Source organism: Streptomyces sp. NPDC006655 (genome assembly GCF_040703965.1).
In the GTDB taxonomy this organism is placed as follows: Bacteria; Actinomycetota; Actinomycetes; order Streptomycetales; family Streptomycetaceae; genus Streptomyces.
Genome location: NZ_JBEYJU010000135.1, coordinates 1 through 17832, shown reverse-complemented (window position 1 = coordinate 17832; position 17832 = coordinate 1). Strand labels below are relative to the sequence as shown.

Genomic DNA, 17832 nt, shown 5'->3' with positions numbered 1-17832 from the left:
GGCCGCGGACTGTTCCTGGTCGCCCGGCTGACCGAGCGATGGGGCACGCGGTACACGCCGACGGGCAAGATCATCTGGGCCGAACAGGCACTGGGTGCCCGTGAGCTTGTATGGGAGTAACAGCTGCCGGGTACGCCTGCGACCGTACGGGTAAGCGCTTCCTGCCATTGACGGGGACAGGAATTGCCGACCAGGCCTGCTGATCGCCAGCTGCTGCAGGACCGTCTGCAGCGGACACCGTTGACGAACAACTCGTAGATGCCATGGGCAGTGACGCGAACCCGAGCGTGCTCGGGTGCTTCGTGGAGTGTGAACTCGCGCCGCAGCGGATAGGCGGGGCGCTCACCCGGCTCCGCCACCCTGCCTTCGGACGGCTCGATCCACGATGCCTGCCAGCTGTCCAGTTCGAGCGCCGTCTCCCAGTACGCGGGCTCGGACCAGTCGCTCTCGCCGAGATCGGTCCACACCTTGACCTGCCAGGTCACCCGCCGCCCGTCAGGGACCGCGGGCCCGCTGTACGGCACCAGCACGCTTTGGTCGCTCTCCACCCGCCCGGAATCCCAGACATCGGTGTGGATTCGGTACGCCACCTGGCAGCTGGCGTCGGCCGGCAGCCACCACGACTACCTCGGCGCAGGGTGGCGGATGCCCTGGACGTCATCGTCAAGGTGTTCGACGCGCGGGCGGGTGGGCTGATTCACGATGAACCTTTCGACGCTGTGAGGGCTGCTCGGATCTCAAAGGCATCGACACGGGTGACAGTGCGCAGACTCTGGGGAGTTGGCCTTGCCTCGGTGGCCGGGTATTGACGACCGCGACGGTACGTCGCGCTTCGTCAAGCCCCCTTGCGAGCCACGTCGCGCGAGTTGCCCGAAAGGGCCGACACAGTCATGCGGCTCAGCTCGGGCCCCGGTCGTCCTGCCTCCCTAACGTGAGCCGGTCTCCGGCCGCCGCCCAAGGCAGGGGAAGGCCGGCCTTGGGCTTTCGGTCGCGATCCTGCGGAGCCGTCGCGCCGTTCACGGCCGGTGCGTTCAGGTCCGCTGCTGAACGGCCACGGCGGTCATGGCTTTCACGGCCCTGACCGCCGACTGGGTCTGTCCGCGCACTCCGTCATGCAAGGGTGCGGCTCGTCTGCATCAGCTGTTCCAGGAACTCCTGGGGCAGTGGATTCGGCAGGAATCCGAGGAACGCCCGCATGGTCATGGACTCGACCATGCGCATCGCGTCCGCGTTCTCCGCTGCGACGGCGGCCTGCTCCTCGGTCATCCCCGATTCGAGGGCCTCGGTGAGGGCGGGGCCGACGGACGCGTGGCCGAACCACTCGCCGACAGTGGACTCCAGCGTGAGCGGCTTCGCCAGCAGGTCCCCCGCGAGGTCCAGGGGTACGGCGGCGACGACGGTGTGGGCGTTCTCGGCGAGTTGCACCTCGTACCGGCCCGCGGCCACGGTCCAGTCGGCGCGGGCGATGTCCCAGTAGGCGAACGCGCGGCGGTCCAGGTCGATCTCGACGACCGTGCTCTCGCCGGGTGCGAGGGACACCTTGGCGAAGCCGCGCAGTTCCCGGGCCGGGCTGCTGACCGGTCGCTTGGGGGCGGCGACGTAGACCTGGACCACGTGCTTGCCGGACCGGTCGCCGGTGTTGGTGACCGTGACGGTAGCCGTCGCCGTGTCCGCACCGGTGGCGGTGACGTGGAAGTCGCTCTGCTCGAAGGTCGTGTAGCTCAGGCCGTGGCCGAACGAGTAACGGACCGGGACATCCGCGCTCTCGTAGTAGCGGTAGCCGACCATCACGCCCTCGCCGTAACGGACATGCCCCTGCTCCCCGGGGAAGTTGAGGAAGGACGGTGTGTCCTGGAGGCGGAAGGGGATGGTCTCGGCGAGACGGCCGGAGGGGTTGACCCGGCCCGCGAGCACGTCGGCGATCGCGCCCCCGCCCGCCTGGCCGGGCAGCCACGCCTCCACCACGGCGTCCACCTCGTCGTGCCAGCCCTCCAGGCTCACCACACCGCCGTTGAGTAGCACGACGACCGTACGGCGGGCCGCGCGGGCCACCTCCTGGATCAGCTCGACCTGATCCCGCGGCAGATCGATGTGCTCGCGGTCGAAGCCCTCGGACTCGTCGGCTTCGGGCAGGCCGACGACGAGCACGGCGGTGTCGGCCTGTGCCGCAAGCGCGACGGCCTGCCCACGCAGGTGGGCCGCGTCGGCCTGGCCGGTGGGGTCGTACCCCTGGGCGAAGTCGATGTCGGCGTCGGGCAGCGCGGCGCGCAGCTGTTCCAGCGGGCTGTCGATGCGGGTGGCGTTGACGTGGGAGCTGCCGCCGCCCTGGTAGCGCAGGGTCTGTGCGAACTCGCCGATGAGGGCGATGCGGCCGGTGGGGCCGAGCGGGAGGGTCCGGTCCCGGTTCTTGAGCAGGACAAGGCAGTCTGCAGCGATCTCGCGGGCGAGCCGGTGCTGCGCCTCGTGGTCCACCCCGGCCGGGGCGCCCCCGGCCCGGACGCGCTCTGTGAGCGTGCGCAATCGTGCGACGGCCGTGTCGACGACACCCTCGTCCAGTTCGCCCGCCCGCACCGCCGCGGCGACCTCCGCGTCGGTGACGCCGCCGTTGCCGGGCATCTCCAGGTCCGTGCCGGCGAGCAATGCGGCGACGCGGTCGCTGACGGCGCCCCAGTCGGAGACGACCAGGCCGTCGAAGCCCCATTCCTCGCGCAGCACCTGGGTCAGCAGCCAGCGGTTCTCGGCGGCGTGGAGGCCGTTGACCCTGTTGTAGGAGCACATCACGGTGGCCGGCCGCGCCTCGGTGACGATGCGTTCGAACGCCGGGAAGTAGATCTCCCGCAGGGTGCGTTCGTCGACGTCGGAGCTGACTCGCATGCGGTCGGTCTCTTGGTTGTTGGCCGCGAAGTGCTTGACCGACGTGCCCACGCCCTGGCTCTGCACGCCCCGCACGTAGGCGGCTCCGAGGACTCCGCTGAGCAGCGGGTCCTCGGAGAAGTACTCGAAGTTGCGGCCGCACAGCGGTGAGCGCTTGATGTTCACGCCGGGGCCGAGCAGAACATCCACATCGAGGTGGCGTGCCTCGCGGCCGAGGGCTTCGCCGAGTCGGCGCAGGAGGTCGGGGTCCCAGCTGGAGGCCAGCGCCACAGCGGGCGGGAAGCAAGTGGCGGGCTCGCTCTGGTGTACTCCCATGTGGTCGGAGTCCGCGCGCTGGCGCCGCACTCCGTGGGGGCCGTCGCTGAGCACCAGCGAGGGGATCCCGGAGGCCTCGGCGGCCTCGGTGCTGCCGAAGTCCCGGCCGGAAAGGAGCGCGGTCTTGTCGTCGAGACTCGGCTCGGTGGCCGTGTGGGCGTGAGTCATGTGGCGTATTCCTCGGGAATTCTGGGCGGTTGCCGGGTGGAAGAGACGCAAACCGGTATGCCGACGCGTGGAGCGACGGCGGGTTCGGCGATGCGGGAGAGGTGTGGAGCGGTGTGCGTCGGTGAAGGAAATCCTACCGCTAATACCGAATGATGCTAGGTTTTAGCGTATGGGAACAACACCTACGCTTCAGCGGACGCCGCGGATCGGACGGACCGTCAATCCGCCGGCCACAGCGACGCCCCCCGCTGTCAGGAAGAGGAGCGTGTAGTTGTCGCCGCCGCCGATCGCGAGGATGAAGGGGGCGATGAGCGGCGCGAGTGACTGCGGCAGGGCACTGGCGATCCCGAAGACGCTCATGTACTTGGCGCCTTCGGTCTCCCGGTTCGGGATGACGTCGGTGACCAGTGCGATGTCCACCGCTCCGAAGATGCCCGCCCCGAGCAGGATGATCTGGGAGCCGATCATGACCTGCGGGAACGAGGGGGCGGTCGCCACGATGGCGAAGCCGACGGCAAATGCCGCCGCCGCGGCGTAGATGAACGGTTTCCTCCGGCGCAGGCGGTCGGAGAGGATGCCGCTGGCCACGGCTCCCGTGGAGGTCATCAGCAGGCCGATCCCGCCGGAGAGCGCGAGCAGGCCCGTCACCTCGCTCAGTTTGTAACCGAGGTGGTCGGTGAGGAAGTAGAGCTGGTAGGTGGACAGGAACATCAGGCTGAGCTGGATCAAGAACCGGCCCGCCCAGGTCCACCCCAGGTCCGGGTGGCGCCGCGGGTTGAAGGTGAGGCCGCGGAACACGTTGGCGAAGCTCTGACGGTCCTTCCCTGCGATGCGTACGACAGGGTCGGGGAGGAAGACGACGACGGGCAGGAGCGCGAGGGAGGCAAGGGCGGCCGGGACGAGGAACAGCAGGAGCCCGGAGCCCTTCAGAGGTTCCGCGAGCTGGAAACCGGCCACCCCCGCGATCTGCGCGGTGAAGCCGAGCAGTCCCGACACCTTGCCGCGTTGCTGCTCGGGCACTTGGTCGGGGAAAATCGCCTGCATCCCCGTCATGATCGAGCTGAGCCCCAGCTGGCCGATGACGAAGCCGACGAGCACCATGCCGACCGACGAGGCGAGACCTGTCACCACGGATCCCGCGAGCAGCACCGGGATCCCGGCGATGATCCAGGGCTTGCGCCGGCCCAGGCGCGCGGTGGTGTGGTCGCTCAGGACCCCGATGACGACACCCGCCACGATGCTCACCAGTGTTCCCACGCCGACCACCAGGCCGAGGCTCCTGGTCTTGCCGTCCGGGTCGATGTCCTCGAGCCGGATCGCGAGCGACACCAGCAAGGGGGTCATCACCGCCAGATACAAGCCCAGGTAGGCGATGACGTAGAGGGTGATGAACCGGCGGCTGACCGGGGCGGGAGCACCGGAGCCGCCTTCGGCCACGACTGCTCGGGCGGGGAGCCCGGCTGAGGGGTGGGACATGGCGGCCTCCGGCCGGTCAGGCATGCTCATGCGCGGATTCGGTGGGGGAGTGTCGACGCGGGCGCGAGATGCTCCCGCGCAGGTCCTACTGGTGGGTGCCGCCGTCGATGCGGATCTCGGTGCCGGTGATGAAGGCTCCGTCGTCGGAGACGAGCATCGCGACGACGCCGGCGACGGTGTCGGGCGAACCGAAGCCCTCGCCGAGGGCGGGCGTGAGCTTGGTGAAGAGGTTCCAGTCGGTGTCCTCGGGGACGAGCGAGAAGATGTTCTCGGTGATGCCGCTGGAGATGCTGCCCGGGTTGATGTTCACCGCGCGCAGGCCCTGCTTGCCGTACTCCTGGGCGATGCTGTGGGTGAAGGACAGGATCCCGCCCTTGCTCGCGGAGTACGCGGCCATGAACGGGTGGGCGAACTGGGCCGAGGTGGAGCTGAAGTTCACCACCACGCCCCGGCCCGTTTCCAGGAGTGCGGGCAGCGCCGCCCGGGTCACCAGGAAGGTGCCGGTGAGGTTCACTGCGATGACGCGGTTCCACAGTTCCAGGGAGCATTCGTGGGTATGGGCCCCGCGCAGCATGCCGGCCACGTTCACCAGGGCGTCCAGGCCGCCGAGACCGGCGACGGCGTCTGCCACGACGCTGTTCACCGCGCTCTCGTCGGAGACGTCGAGGACGGTCGTCCGGAGCCGGTCGCCGGTTCCTGCCTTGTCGGCAAGGCCGGCCGTCTCGGCAAGGCCGTCCTCGGCGATGTCCGTCGCAACGACGCGGGCTCCCTCGGAAAGGAGTCGGAGGGTGGTCGCGCGGCCGATGCCGGAAGCGGATCCGGTGACGAGTATGCGGTGGCTGTTCAGGCGTTCCATAGGGCTGCCTCTTGGTCTTGCGGCGGAGCCGCTGAGTGCGGTGCGCGCACGCATCGTGGTTGTTTTTCGAGGAGGGGGAAGAGGCGCCGTTTCCCGTCGGCGGCCTGCGGCGGGGTAGCTGCGTCGCATACGTGGATGGCCAGGCGCGACGACACGGAAGGGCGCCGGCGACCGACTCTAGAAGCAAAAAGCGAATGACGCTAGGTATTGGATGCTACGGAAATGCCAGGACCGCGCTGTGGCCGCTGAGGGCGCGCGGGAGCGACCGCAGGGCCCTGTGACGGTGCGCGGCGGCTTGAAGGCGGTGCTGCGGTGAGTTGTGGTGTCGAAGCTCAGGCGTGGTCGCGGGACGACGCCTGAGGCGCCGAGCCGCTCGTCTCGTCCGACCAGGCCCGGCACATCCGGTTGAACGCGTCGATCGTCTCCGCCATGTCGACACTCGGATCCAGCAGCCACTGCAACTGAAGCCCGTCCGAGAGGGCCACCAGCATCCGCGCCATGTGCCGCGGTGCGATGTCCGGGCGGATCTGCCCTTGCTGCTGGGCCGTGACCAGACCGTCCTCGATCTGGGCACCCAGGTCCGCGTACCGCTGCTTGAAGAACGCGTGGGCCGGATGGTCCGGGTCGGACGCGGCGGCGGACAGGGTGACGAACAGGTCCACCAGGCCCGGCTCTTGGGCATTGTGTGCCACGGTCCGGGCGACGGCTTCGCCCGGGGACGTCGCGTCGGCGACCGACTCGGTGTCCAGGGCGTCTCGTTCGGCCAGGACGGCCAGCAGTAGTTCCTCGCGGGAGTCGAAGTAGTGCAGCACACCCGCCTGCGACATGCCCACGCGGTCGGCGATCTCCTTGAGCGACGAGCCGCGTTCGCCGTGCTCGTGGAAGACCTCCAGGGCGGCCCGCAGGATCTGCTTCCGGCGCTCCAGCCCCTTGCGGTAGGGGCCACGGGGCTTGCGTGGTGTGCTCACGCCCCGACCGTACTTCACCGTCCGTCAGCTCGGCATACCAGGGACTCACCGGCGTTCAGGCTGGTCGCGCCACATGGGTACGGAGCGGCGTGTCCAGGACCGAGCGTCCGACCCGGAGCAGGTGCGGCCCGGATCGGGTGCCCCAACCGCTTCCGGTCCAGCGTGCAAGAGCCTGTGCGGGCGCCTGGATGGTGGCGACCGCGGCCGCGCCGGCCTCCGCCTCGATGGCGGTGAATCCGACCAGGCGGGCCGGTTCGGAGCCGTCGGCGGGTTCCAGATAGGCCTGGACGACCTCGCGGCCGGCCCTTGAGCCGGTGTTGCGCACGTGGACGCGGACGGTGAGCCCGCGCGCCAGGTCTCCGGTGACCACGAAGTCCTGGTAGTGCCAGGTCGTGTATGACAGCCCGTGGCCGAACGGGAAGAGCGGTGCGATGCCGGACGCCGCGTAGGCGCGGTGCCCGATCAGTGTCCCTTCCTTGTAGTCGAGGACGCCGTCGACCGGCTGGGTCGACAGAACCGGCACGTCCTCCTCGAGCGCCGGGAAGGTCGTGGGCAGTCGCCCGCCCGGCTCGGTACCGGTCAGGATGTCCGCGATCGCGTCGCCGCCCTCCTGGCCGGGGAACCACGACCACAGCAGTGCGGCCGGTCGTTCGGCCCACGGCATCAGGAAAGGCGAGCCGGCGTTGACGACCACGACGGTACGGGGGTTCGCGGCGCAGACTCGTTCGACGAGCTGGTCCTGCAGGCCGCGCAACGTGAGTGAAGCGCGGTCGGCGTTCTCGGCCTCGGTGTCGGCGTCGCTGCCGATCATGAGAACGACGACGTCCGCGTCCGCCGCGGCGACCGCTGCCGCTTGCAGTTCTTCCTCGTCGCTACCGCGTGGGCGGTCGTAGCCGAGGCCCAGCAGGGTGATGGGGTAGGGGAGGTTGCGTTGCGGGCGCACCCGCACCAGGATCTCGGTCTCGCCCCGCACCGCGGGGAAGACGAAGGTGTGCGACGGCGGGTTGAGCAGGAGTGCGGCGATGTCGTCGCCTTCCTGCAGTTCCTCGTGGGTCTGGGGCTCCTGGCCCGGCACATGCAGGGTGAACTGGCCGGTTCCCAGGACGGACAGCCGGTGCTCACCGGACTCCGTCAGGATGAGCCGGGTCCGTAGCCACAGTTCGTCGACGTCCTCTCCGAGGACGATGGGGAACCACCAGGCCGAGGGGTCCTTGTGTTCGTCGGACATGAGGCTGCCGTCCGCCGAGCGGTACTCCAGGCGCACGCCTGGCGCGCCGTCCACGGGGTCGGTGGCCAACCCTGCGTGGATCGGAGGCAGTTTGGCGTGCGGGAAGACGCCCGGGTGGACGGTGACCTCGACGTGTTCACCGAGCGCGCGGCGCAGTCCTTCTGCGGGTGTGACCACATGCTCGGGCGTGACATGGGCGCTTCCGCCGCCTTGCGGTGCGAAACGAACCGCGTTGGGTCCGATGAGTGCGACCTTGCCGAGCGCGGCAGGGGCCAGGGGCAGCAGGCCGTCGTTGCGCAGCAGGACCGACCCGCGTACGGCGAGGTCGCGGATGCGTGCGCGTATGTCCCCGGGCACGGTCTCCGTCGGCAGCGCGTCGACACCATCCAGCGCGCCGGTGCGTGCCGCGAGCCGCAGGATCCGCCGTACCTTGTCGTCGACCACGGACTCGGGCACGCTGCCCTGTTCCACGGAGGCGACCAGCGCGTCGCCCCAGGGGCCGTCCGGTCCCGGCATCACCAGGTCGAGGCCGGCCAGGGCGGAGGCCTCGAGGGATCGGGCAGCCTGCCAGTCGGAGACGACGACGCCGTCGAATCCCCATTCCTCCTTCAGCAGGCCGGTGAGCAGCTCGGTGTTCTCGGTCATCGTCGTGCCGCCCACCGAGTTGTAGGCGGCCATCACCACCCAGGCATCCGCCTCTCGCACCGTCGCCTCGAAGGGCGGCAGGTACGTCTCACGCAGCGTCGTCGGGTCGATCCGGGCGTCGTAGGTCATGCGCTCGGTCTCGGAGTCGTTGCCGACGAAGTGCTTGACGGTCGCGGCGACGCCGGTCGACTGCACCCCCTTGACGAAGCCGGTGGCGATACGTGCGGTGAGGTGGGGGTCCTCGGAGTAGCACTCGAAGTGCCGGCCGCCGAGGGGCGAACGGTGGAGGTTGACGGTGGGGGCGAGCAGGACGTGGATGCCCATCTCGCGGGCCTTCAGTCCCATTAGCCGCCCGGCCTCGTGGGCCAGGTCCTCGTCCCAGGCCGCTGCGAGTGAAGTGGGGCTGGGGAAGAGCAGTGCGGCAGGGGCGTCGGCGCCGAACGTGGTGCCGCGGGGGCCGACGGGCCCGTCGGACAGGGCGAGGGAAGCGAGGCCGGCGGCGACGACCGGTGTCAGGGTCCAGGCGTCGCCGCCGGTGAGCAGGGTCACCTTCTCTTTGAGGGACATGGCGTCGAGGCGCCGGGTGAGATCCGCTTCGTCGACCGACTGCCGACGGGCCATGGGGGTTGCCTTTCGGTGAGGGGAGGTCTGGTCCGCCGGGACGGACTGGACAGGGGGCACGGTCAGGAGTGGCTCAGGGCCTCGCCCGCGGTCACGTCCTCGGTGCGCTTCAGCTTGGGAATCAGCGCCACGGTCAGGAGGCCCACCGCCGCGAGACCGGCGCCGAGGAGCATGGCGTTCTTGTAACCGGCGTCCAGGTAGAAGCGGGTGCCCTGGACGACACGGCTGTCCTGGGCGAGGACCACGTAGACGAGTTGCGTGATCACCGCGATGGTCACGCCCTGCATGAGGTTCTGCAGGCCGCTGGCGGTGGCCTGCTCGTCGGGGTCGACCGCCTGGATGATGAGCACAGGCATCGACGCGACGATCATGCCCATGGCGAACGCGGAAACGGGCCCCAGGATGAACAGCTGGAAGCTCGTGTAGTGCCAGCTGTGCGAAAGCACGAAGCCGAGGCAGGCGAGCGCGGCGCCCAGGCCCAGCGGGATGCGTGCGTCGATCCTGCGCACCAGGGCGCCGGTGCCGAAGCCGACGAGCAGGATGAGAATGCTGGAGGGGATGCCGATGACCGCGAAGTGGGTGGCAGTCATGCCCAGACCGTCCGAGACCGTGGGGATCTTGGGGAAAAGGACCAGCAGCTGCGTGATGACGCCGGTGCCGAAGATGGTTCCGGCGATGAGGGAGGTCGCGACCATGACGCTCCACACCGGGCGGCGGGACATCATCGTGAGGTCGAACAGCGGGTTGGCGGACTTCTTCTCGATGACGACGAAGAGGATCACCGCCAGCACGCCACCGAGTATGAATCCCAGCGTGCCGGCATCCGTCCAGCCCCACTCGCCGCCCTTGCCCACGCCGTAGATGACCGACGCCGCGCCGGCGCCCAGGAGCAGTCCGGACAGCCAGTTGAACTTGGTGTCCCGCACCCGGTGGGGTGTCTCGGGCACGACGGTGAGCAGGAGAACCAGCCCGACGGCCGTGGCGATGGCCAGTGCCCACAGCACGCCGCGGAAGCCGAAGGAGTCCAGCAGCCACCCCGTGAGGAATGGGCCTCCCAGGGCCACGAACGCGATGCCGCTGCCGATGAACCCGCTGGCGGTGCCGACCTGCTTGGGCGGGAAGAGCTCACGGACGCTGGCGTAGGCCAGGGCCGCGATCGGCGCGTAGAAGCCGGCTATGGCGCGGCCGATCAGCAGGGTCTCGTAGTTGGTGGCGAGTGCGGCGACGATGTCGCCGACCAGGCCGAGCACGGTGATGGCGATCATCGTGTTGCGCTTGCCGTACAGGTCGGCCGCCTTCACGACGAAGGGCAGGATGACTGTGCCGACCAGGGCGTTGACGAGGAGGAACCAGCCGATGTCCGCCGTGTGGAAGTGCAGGGCGACGGATGCCTGAGCGCTGCCTCCGAGCAGGCCGCTCAGAGACAGCAGCTGCGTCGGCCACATCAGGGCCACCGCGATCAGTGCCAGACGGGCACCGAGACCTGCGGGCTCGGCAGTGGTCGAGGACGCCGCTGCGGTGGGCGGGGGCGCGGAGGGGGTGGTGGATGAAGACACGGCAGTGTGGCCTCTCATCGGAGGGCGGCCCGCGCGGCTCGGCGGACTGCGGGTGGGGCGACGGCACCGGCCCGCTCATGCGGAGCGGGCGGAGCGCGTCGAGCGGTGGTGAGTGGCTGTCGAGCACGACGTGCCGATGCGGGGCGCGGCGGCGATGTCGGTGGGGCAACTCGGAGGGAGCCGGAACGTGCGGCTTGCGGCGGCGAGGGCGGATGCCGACGCAAGGGGTTGGAACCTTTCATGTCCGTGGCGGCCATGGCGGATCCATGGCCTGAACCGCCAACCCTCACCAGTGGTGACCTGCTGGTCACCGACGGAGGGTGGAGCGACGGGAACGACTGCTTCCTACGGCACGTGAACGTTGGTGATCGAAGTACGTCGGAAGTTCACACGGCGGAAACCTAGTAGCATTCGGGTTTCATGGCTAGGGTTCAGCCACAGACTTTTTCGAGCCCCTTCGGACCGTCGACCAAGGTGTGGCTCATCGATTGAATCGATTCATAGAAATGGGGAACCCTCGTGATTCAGGCAGCCCGCACGCACGCCGTCACCGTTGCCGAGGTCCGGTTCGAGCATGTGCGTGAACCCGTCGGCCTGGGCGCAGCCACCCCCCGTCTGTCCTGGACCACGCTCACCGACACCCCGAACTGGCAGCAGGCGGCCTACGAGGTGGAGCTCACCGGGCAGGAGGGCTCGGAGCCGACGGTGTCGGGGAGCTCGGAGCCGACCGTGCTGCGTATCGAATCCGGTGACTCCGTCCTGGTCCCCTGGCCCTTCGCACCGCTGACGGCCCGCGACCGAGCCACCGTCCGTGTCCGCGTCACCGGGTCCGACGGTGCGAAGTCCGCCTGGAGCGAGCCCGCGACCGTCGAGACGGGGCTGCTCGCTCCCGACGACTGGTCGGCGTCCTTCATCACTCCCGACTGGGAGGAGGACCCGCAGCTCGATCAGCCCTCCCCGTTCCTGCGCCGCGAGTTCGACCTGCGCGGCCCCGTGCGTTCGGCTCGCCTCTACGCCACCGCGCTCGGCGTCTACGAGGCCGAACTGAACGGCAACCGGGTCGGCGACCACGTCCTCGCACCCGGGTGGACGGCGTACGACAAGCGTCTGCGCTACCAGACCTTCGACGTCACCGGCCTGCTGCGCCCGGGCCGCAACGCCCTCGGCGGGGTGCTCGCCGACGGCTGGTTCCGCGGCCGTATCGGCTTCGACGGCAAGACCCGGGCCGTCTACGGCAACCATCTCGCCTTCCTCGCACAGCTGGAGGTGACCTACGAGGACGGCACCACCGAGCGCATCGTGACCGACGGCTCATGGCAGGCGGCAACCGGCCCCGTCGTCTCCTCCAGCCTGTACGACGGCGAGGTCTACGACGCCCGGCTGGAACGGCACGGCTGGTCGGAGCCCGGTCATGACGACGCCGGCTGGCGCGGAGTCCGCACCCTCGATCGCGACCTCGCCACCCTGGTCGCCCCCGACGGACCACCGGTGCGCCCTATCGAGGAGATCGCTCCGGTCTCCGTCGCCACGACACCGTCCGGCAGTACACTTCTCGACTTCGGCCAGAACCTGGTGGGACGGCTGCGCGTGACGGTGACCGGCGAGTCGGGCCAGCAGCTGGTGCTGCGCCACGCCGAGGTCCTCGAAGACGGCGAACTGTGCACCCGCCCGCTGCGCACCGCCGCCGCGACGGACACCTACACCCTGCGCGGCGAGGGCACCGAAGTCTTCGAACCCCGCTTCACCTTCCACGGCTTCCGCTACGCCGAGATCACCGGCGCACCCGACGGCTTCGACGCCGCCACCGCGGTGAAGGCCGTCGTCCTGCACTCCGACCTCGCCCGCACCGGCACGTTCAGCTGCTCCGACGACCTCGTCGACCGCCTGCACGAGAACGTCGTGTGGGGCATGCGCGGCAACTTCCTCGACCTGCCCACCGACTGCCCCCAGCGCGACGAACGCCTTGGCTGGACGGGCGACATCCAGGTCTTCTCGCCAACTGCCTCCTACCTCCACGACAGCGCCGGTTTCCTCACCTCCTGGCTGGCGGACCTCGCCGCCGAGCAGGGCGAGAACGGCGTCGTCCCGTTCGTCGTGCCCAAGGTCGTTCCCGGAGCCGACTCCGCCACCGCGGCCTGGGGCGACGCGGCGGTCATGGTGCCGTGGGTGCTGTACGAACGCTACGGCGACACCGGGGTCCTGGCTGCGCAGTACGACTCGATGCGTGCCTGGGTCGACCACGTGACCGGCCTCGCGGGCGAGTCCCGACTGTGGGACACCGGCTTCCAGTTCGGCGACTGGCTCGACCCCACCGCCCTGGCCGGACGCCCGGACGCCGCAGCCACCCCGGGCGAACTCGTGGCCACGGCGTACTTCGCCCGCTCCACCCACCTTCTCGCCCGCTCCGCCGAGATCCTCGGCAAGACCGCCGACGCCGAGCGCTACCAGACACTGGCGTCCGAGATCCGGTCCGCGTTCCAGAAGGAGTACGTCACCGGCGCCGGCCGCATGATGGCCGACGCCCCCACCGCCTACGCCCTCGCCCTCTGCTTCGACCTGCTGGCCACAGCCGACCAGCGCGTCCACGCCGGAAACCGGCTCGCCCAGCTGGTCCGGGGCGGCGGTTACAAGATCGCCACCGGCTTCGTCGGCACCCCACTGATCTGCGACGCCCTGACGAGCACCGGACACGCCGACATCGCGTACCGGCTGCTGCTCCAGCGCGAATGCCCGTCCTGGCTCTATGCGGTCACCATGGGCGCCACCACGATCTGGGAGCGCTGGGACAGCATGCTGCCGGACGGCACGGTCAACCCGAGCGGGATGACCTCCTTCAACCACTACGCGCTGGGTGCCGTCGCCGACTGGCTGCACCGTACGGTCGCCGGCCTGGCCCCCGCCGCACCCGGCTACCGACGCCTGCGCATCGCGCCCGTGCCGGGAGGCGGGCTCGCCCACGCGGAGGCAGCACTGCGCACGCCCTACGGCGACGCGTCCGTCAACTGGTCCCTGTCCGGCGGCGAGTTGACCGTCGAAGCCCTCGTACCGCCGAACACCACCGCCGACGTGCTCCTGCCCGGTCAGCAGGAGCTGCAGGTGGGCTCGGGACGGCACATCTGGACGGTGTCCCTCGCGACGGATGACGCTGCGCGTGCGCCGCTGTCCCTGGACATGGCCATTGACGAGCTGCTGGACCGCGAGGACGCGATGCGCGCCTTCAAGGACCTGCTCATCGCGTACATGCCGGAAGCCGCGGCCTACATGGAGGACGGTGCCTCCTCAGCTCCCGCCGGCACCACAGTGCGTTCCGTCGCGAAGATGCTGCCCAACGGTGAGCAGTTCCTGGTGGACCTGCAGGAGAAGTTCGTTGCCCTGGAGGCCGCCAGTTCCTGAGTGCCACCCCTGCCGACGCTCACCCGCATCACCTCTGAGGAGTACGCGTGTCCACACCCGTTGGTACGAGCAGTCGTTCGCAGCGGCTGCGCATGAAGCTCGCCGGACACGTCCTGCGCAGACTCCCCGCGCCGGTGCTGGGGGCCGTCCTACGACGTGGGGCGCAGGGCGGAAAGTCCGCGCTACCGCCCTTCGGCGAGTTCGTGGCCCTCCTGGAAGGGCTGGGACCAGCCGCAGACCGCGTCATGGGCCAGCACAATCCGATCGATCTGGTCGCACGCCTTCCGGAGCTGGCAACGGTGACGGTTCGCCACCTGCGCCTCGGGCCGGCAGGGGTACCGGCCCGGGTGTATCGCCATCCGGACAAGCCGGTCGTTTCGGCACTTGTCTGGGTCCACGGCGGCGCCTACGTCAGCGGCAGCCTCGACATGTACGAGTCCCACTGGGTGGGCCTCGCCCTCGCCGCCCGGGGCGTTCCGGTGCTCGCCCTCGACTACCGCAAGGCCCTGCACGGTGTGCGCTATCCGGTGCCCCGCGACGACGTGCTGGCAGGCTGGCACTGGGCTGTCGAGAACAGCACCGATGTCCTTGGCACCACGGCCGACACGCTCCACCTCGGTGGCGCGAGCGCCGGCGGCAACCTGGTCGCTTCCGCCACCCGGTATCTCCTCGACCACAGGAAGCCGCCGCCGCGCACACTGATCCTGGCTTACGCCGCCCTCCACAGCGGAATCCCCGACTGGGACCCGGCAGAGCTGGCCGCCATACGGGAGGCCACCGACGGCACCTCCCTCGAACCGCAGTGGCTGGTGGAGATGGACCTCCACTACGCCGGTCCGGACCACATGAATGACCCGGCGGCCTTCGCCGGGCTGGGAGACCCGCTCCCCGGCCATCCCCCCACCTTCTTCCTGGACTGTGAGAACGACACGGTGCGACCGTCGGCGGAACTCTTCGCCAGCCAGTTGACCGAGGCCGGCATGCCGTGTGAGCGCCATCTGCTCGCCGGTGCGTCACATGGCTCACTGGACAGGCCCGAGTCCGCGGACGGCCAACAGGCACTCGAGGTGCTGGCCAAGTGGATCGAGGATCGTTCGTGAGCCGGTGACTCGGCGGGGCCCGTCGGAATGACTGAGGGCCGTCTTCACCGGCGACTACCTCCATCGACGGCCTCTGGTCGAGCGCGGCGTGGGGCGGCGAACCTGGCTGCCGGTGCTGACCTTGGGGCTCCAGGTCCAGGTCGTCGGCCAGCGTGGTGAGCACTTTCTCGTGGTGTCCGTTCGGCTGGGCCGCATGCTCGAGCGTCCCAGCCGAACGAGATTGCCTGCCCAAGGCATTGACGGTCGCGGGCTGAACGGACAGGAGGGCTCTCTTCCACAGCCGTGGGCCTAATCGCGGGCTGGCGGTGGCCCTGGCTGCTTGCCTTGCCAGGGTCAGCCCCCTGGATGACGATGGGGGTGGCCGCTCCCGGCGGCCCCGACGCAGGCAAGGCGCCATGACGGAAGACACCACGGCATCCGGTCGACTCTCTCCGAAAGTGCTGGCGGCAGCACGTTCAGTGGGTGCTGTCCTCGCCACGGACGGCAGAGGTGCGGTGACTCATTGGAGCGCCGGTGCTCAGGCGCTGTGGGGATGGTCCCGGCAGGAAGCCGTCGGTCTGGAACTGGCAGATCTTTACACGGCCGACGGAGTACCTCGGCACAAAGACGGCCACACCTTTGACGCGCCGACGCAGATCACTGCGCTGACGGTAGAGGATCAGCGCGTTGGGTTCCTGGTGACGGCCGATGACGGGGCGGAGGAGCAGGCGCCGGACAACGCGCTGATGTCCTGGCTGTTCGATCAGTTCCCGCTCGCGCTTTCGATTACTGACGGTGGGGCCCATGTTCTGAGGCACAACGAAGCGATGTTCCGGCTCACAGGGTTGAGCGAGGAGGACGTCCGTGGACGGCTCACGACCGAGGCGGTGCCGGGGGTTGTTACCGCCGAAGATGTGCGGCGTGTGCGCCGCGTCGCCGCGACGGGCGAACCAGAGACGACAGAGAGGTTCGTGAAAGTCCCGGGTGAGGCGAAGGCCCATGCGTGGGCCGCGGACTTGTTCCCGCTGCGGGACTCCGTCGGCCGAGTGCGCGCGGTGGGTTGTGCGGCATACGACTACTCGGAGCAATACGGTTCGAGGGAGCGCCTGGCGCTCATGAGCGAGGCACGAACCCGGATCGGTGCGAGCCTGGACGTCACGGGAACCGCCCGGGAAGTGGTCAAGGTTGCCGTACCACGCTTCGCGGACGCCGTCAGCATCCATCTGTGTGAGGTCATATTTCACGGAGATCTGCCGGCTCGCGTCCTGTCCGGCCCCGTGGCGCTGCGCCGTGCGGACCCTCCTCCGGAGCAGGCCGGTGGGAAACCGGCCGCCTCGGTCGAGGCGGTGGATCCCGAGTCCTCACGCGTCGCCCGGTGTTTGGCCGCTGACCGCGCCGAACTCCTCCGTGTCGGAGCCTCGGAGATTGACCATTGGTTCGGTGACACTTCGGGACCGGCGGCCGACCTGTCCCGGGACGAGTCCCACTCGCTGATCGCTGTACCGATCCGTGCGCGCGGTCTCACCCTGGGCCTGGCCCTGTTCCTCCGCTACGCGTCGGCGGGCGAGCCTTTTTCCGCCGACGATCTCACGGTCACCGAGGACCTGATCGCCCGTGCGGCGATCTGTCTGGACAACGCCCGCCAGTTCACCCGTGAGCACGGCATAGCAGAGGCGCTGCAGCGCACCCTTTTGCCGCATGGCTCGACCTCGCATTCGGCCGTGGAGACCACGGCGCGTTATCTGCCTGCGGGGCCCGGAGCGGAGGTAGGAGGGGACTGGTTCGACGTGATCCCCCTTCCTGGTGCCCGGGTCGGACTGGTCGTCGGCGACGTGGTGGGCCACGGCATCACCGCCTCCGCCGCCATGGGGCAGTTGCGTACGGCCGTACGTACGCTCGCCGACATCGAGCTCCCGCCGGATGAGCTGCTCACCCACCTCGACGACGTGGTGACCCACGCGACGAATGAGACCTGCACCGATGAGCTGCCGGGCGCCGTCGGAGCCACGTGCCTTTATGTCGTGTACGACCCGGTCGCCGGGGTGTGCTCGATGGCCGCTGCCGGACACCCGCCTCCGGTCCTCGTGCGCCCCGGCGGCAAGGCCGAAGTGGTCGATCTCGCTGTGGGCCCCCCTCTCGGTCTGGGAAGTCTGCCGTTCGAGGCGACCGAAGTCGCGGTTCCCCATGGGAGCGTCCTCGCGCTCTTCACCGACGGTCTGATCGAATCCCGCGACCAGGACGTGGATGCGCGTCTCGATGAGCTCAAAGCGGTGCTGGGGCGCCCCAGCGCTTCGCTCGAGAGCATGTGTGACGCCGTCCTGGACACGCTTCACTCCTGCCCCACCAGCGATGATGTCGCTCTCCTCATGGCGCGCACCAGAGGCTTGGACAGCGGCCAAGTCGCCGAATGGGAGCTCAACAGCGACCCCGCTGTCGTGGCAGGCACGCGGCGCCAGGTTGATGACCAGCTCAGTACGTGGGGGCTGGAGGAGGCCACGTTCACGACGGAGCTGGTCGTGAGCGAACTGGTCACGAACGCGATCCGGTACGGCTCCGGCCCGATCCGACTGCGCTTGGTCAAGGACCGTTCGCTGATCTGCGAGGTCTCGGACGGCAGCACCACGGCCCCGCACCTGCGTCGCGCCCGGCTGCA

General features: G+C 69.4%; 9 protein-coding genes. 3 read left to right on the top strand and 6 right to left on the bottom strand.

Annotated features, from left to right (window positions below):
* Positions 1-1110: 1110 nt before the first annotated feature.
* From AB0958_RS40725 to AB0958_RS40700, 6 genes are all read right to left on the bottom strand, one after another.
* The gene (locus tag AB0958_RS40725) at positions 1111-3357 is read right to left on the bottom strand and encodes a glycoside hydrolase family 3 C-terminal domain-containing protein (RefSeq protein WP_366895534.1); all 2247 of its coding nucleotides are present in this window, start codon (positions 3355-3357) and stop codon (positions 1111-1113) included.
* 189 nt (positions 3358-3546) lie between these two features.
* On the bottom strand, positions 3547-4863 hold the full coding sequence (locus tag AB0958_RS40720; protein WP_366895533.1) for an MFS transporter: 1317 nt from the start codon (positions 4861-4863) through the stop codon (positions 3547-3549).
* Positions 4864-4918: 55 nt separating this feature from the next.
* The gene (locus AB0958_RS40715; protein ID WP_366895532.1) at positions 4919-5689 is read right to left on the bottom strand and encodes an SDR family NAD(P)-dependent oxidoreductase; all 771 of its coding nucleotides are present in this window, start codon (positions 5687-5689) and stop codon (positions 4919-4921) included.
* Between the two features lie 332 nt (positions 5690-6021).
* Positions 6022-6657 (bottom strand): TetR/AcrR family transcriptional regulator, encoded by a 636-nt coding sequence (locus tag AB0958_RS40710; RefSeq protein ID WP_366895531.1) that lies wholly within the window; start codon positions 6655-6657, stop codon positions 6022-6024.
* Positions 6658-6712: 55 nt separating this feature from the next.
* Positions 6713-9151, bottom strand: a complete 2439-nt coding sequence (locus AB0958_RS40705) for a glycoside hydrolase family 3 C-terminal domain-containing protein (RefSeq protein WP_366895530.1) — start codon at positions 9149-9151, stop codon at positions 6713-6715.
* A gap of 62 nt (positions 9152-9213) precedes the next feature.
* Positions 9214-10707: an MFS transporter gene (locus AB0958_RS40700; RefSeq protein ID WP_366895529.1), complete on the bottom strand. Its 1494-nt coding sequence runs from the start codon at positions 10705-10707 to the stop codon at positions 9214-9216.
* A 519-nt stretch (positions 10708-11226) separates the two neighbouring features.
* On the opposite strand from AB0958_RS40700, the gene AB0958_RS40695 reads away from it, so the two are divergent.
* The 3 genes from AB0958_RS40695 to AB0958_RS40685 all read left to right on the top strand — a co-directional run.
* Positions 11227-14100, top strand: a complete 2874-nt coding sequence (locus AB0958_RS40695) for a family 78 glycoside hydrolase catalytic domain (protein WP_366895528.1) — start codon at positions 11227-11229, stop codon at positions 14098-14100.
* A gap of 47 nt (positions 14101-14147) precedes the next feature.
* Positions 14148-15200, top strand: coding sequence for an alpha/beta hydrolase (locus tag AB0958_RS40690; protein ID WP_366895527.1), 1053 nt, complete (start codon positions 14148-14150; stop codon positions 15198-15200).
* Between the two features lie 395 nt (positions 15201-15595).
* A partial coding sequence (locus tag AB0958_RS40685; RefSeq protein WP_366895526.1) for a SpoIIE family protein phosphatase occupies positions 15596-17832 on the top strand: 2237 nt, incomplete at its 3' end.

What these genes read in the sequence shown, in the direction of transcription:
- AB0958_RS40725 (WP_366895534.1), bottom strand. Translation starts at nt 3,357, where the DNA reads ATGACTCACGCCCACACGGCCACCGAGCCGAGTCTCGACGACAAGACC.
- AB0958_RS40720 (WP_366895533.1), bottom strand. Translation starts at nt 4,863, where the DNA reads ATGAGCATGCCTGACCGGCCGGAGGCCGCCATGTCCCACCCCTCAGCC.
- AB0958_RS40715 (WP_366895532.1), bottom strand. Translation starts at nt 5,689, where the DNA reads ATGGAACGCCTGAACAGCCACCGCATACTCGTCACCGGATCCGCTTCC.
- AB0958_RS40705 (WP_366895530.1), bottom strand. Translation starts at nt 9,151, where the DNA reads ATGGCCCGTCGGCAGTCGGTCGACGAAGCGGATCTCACCCGGCGCCTC.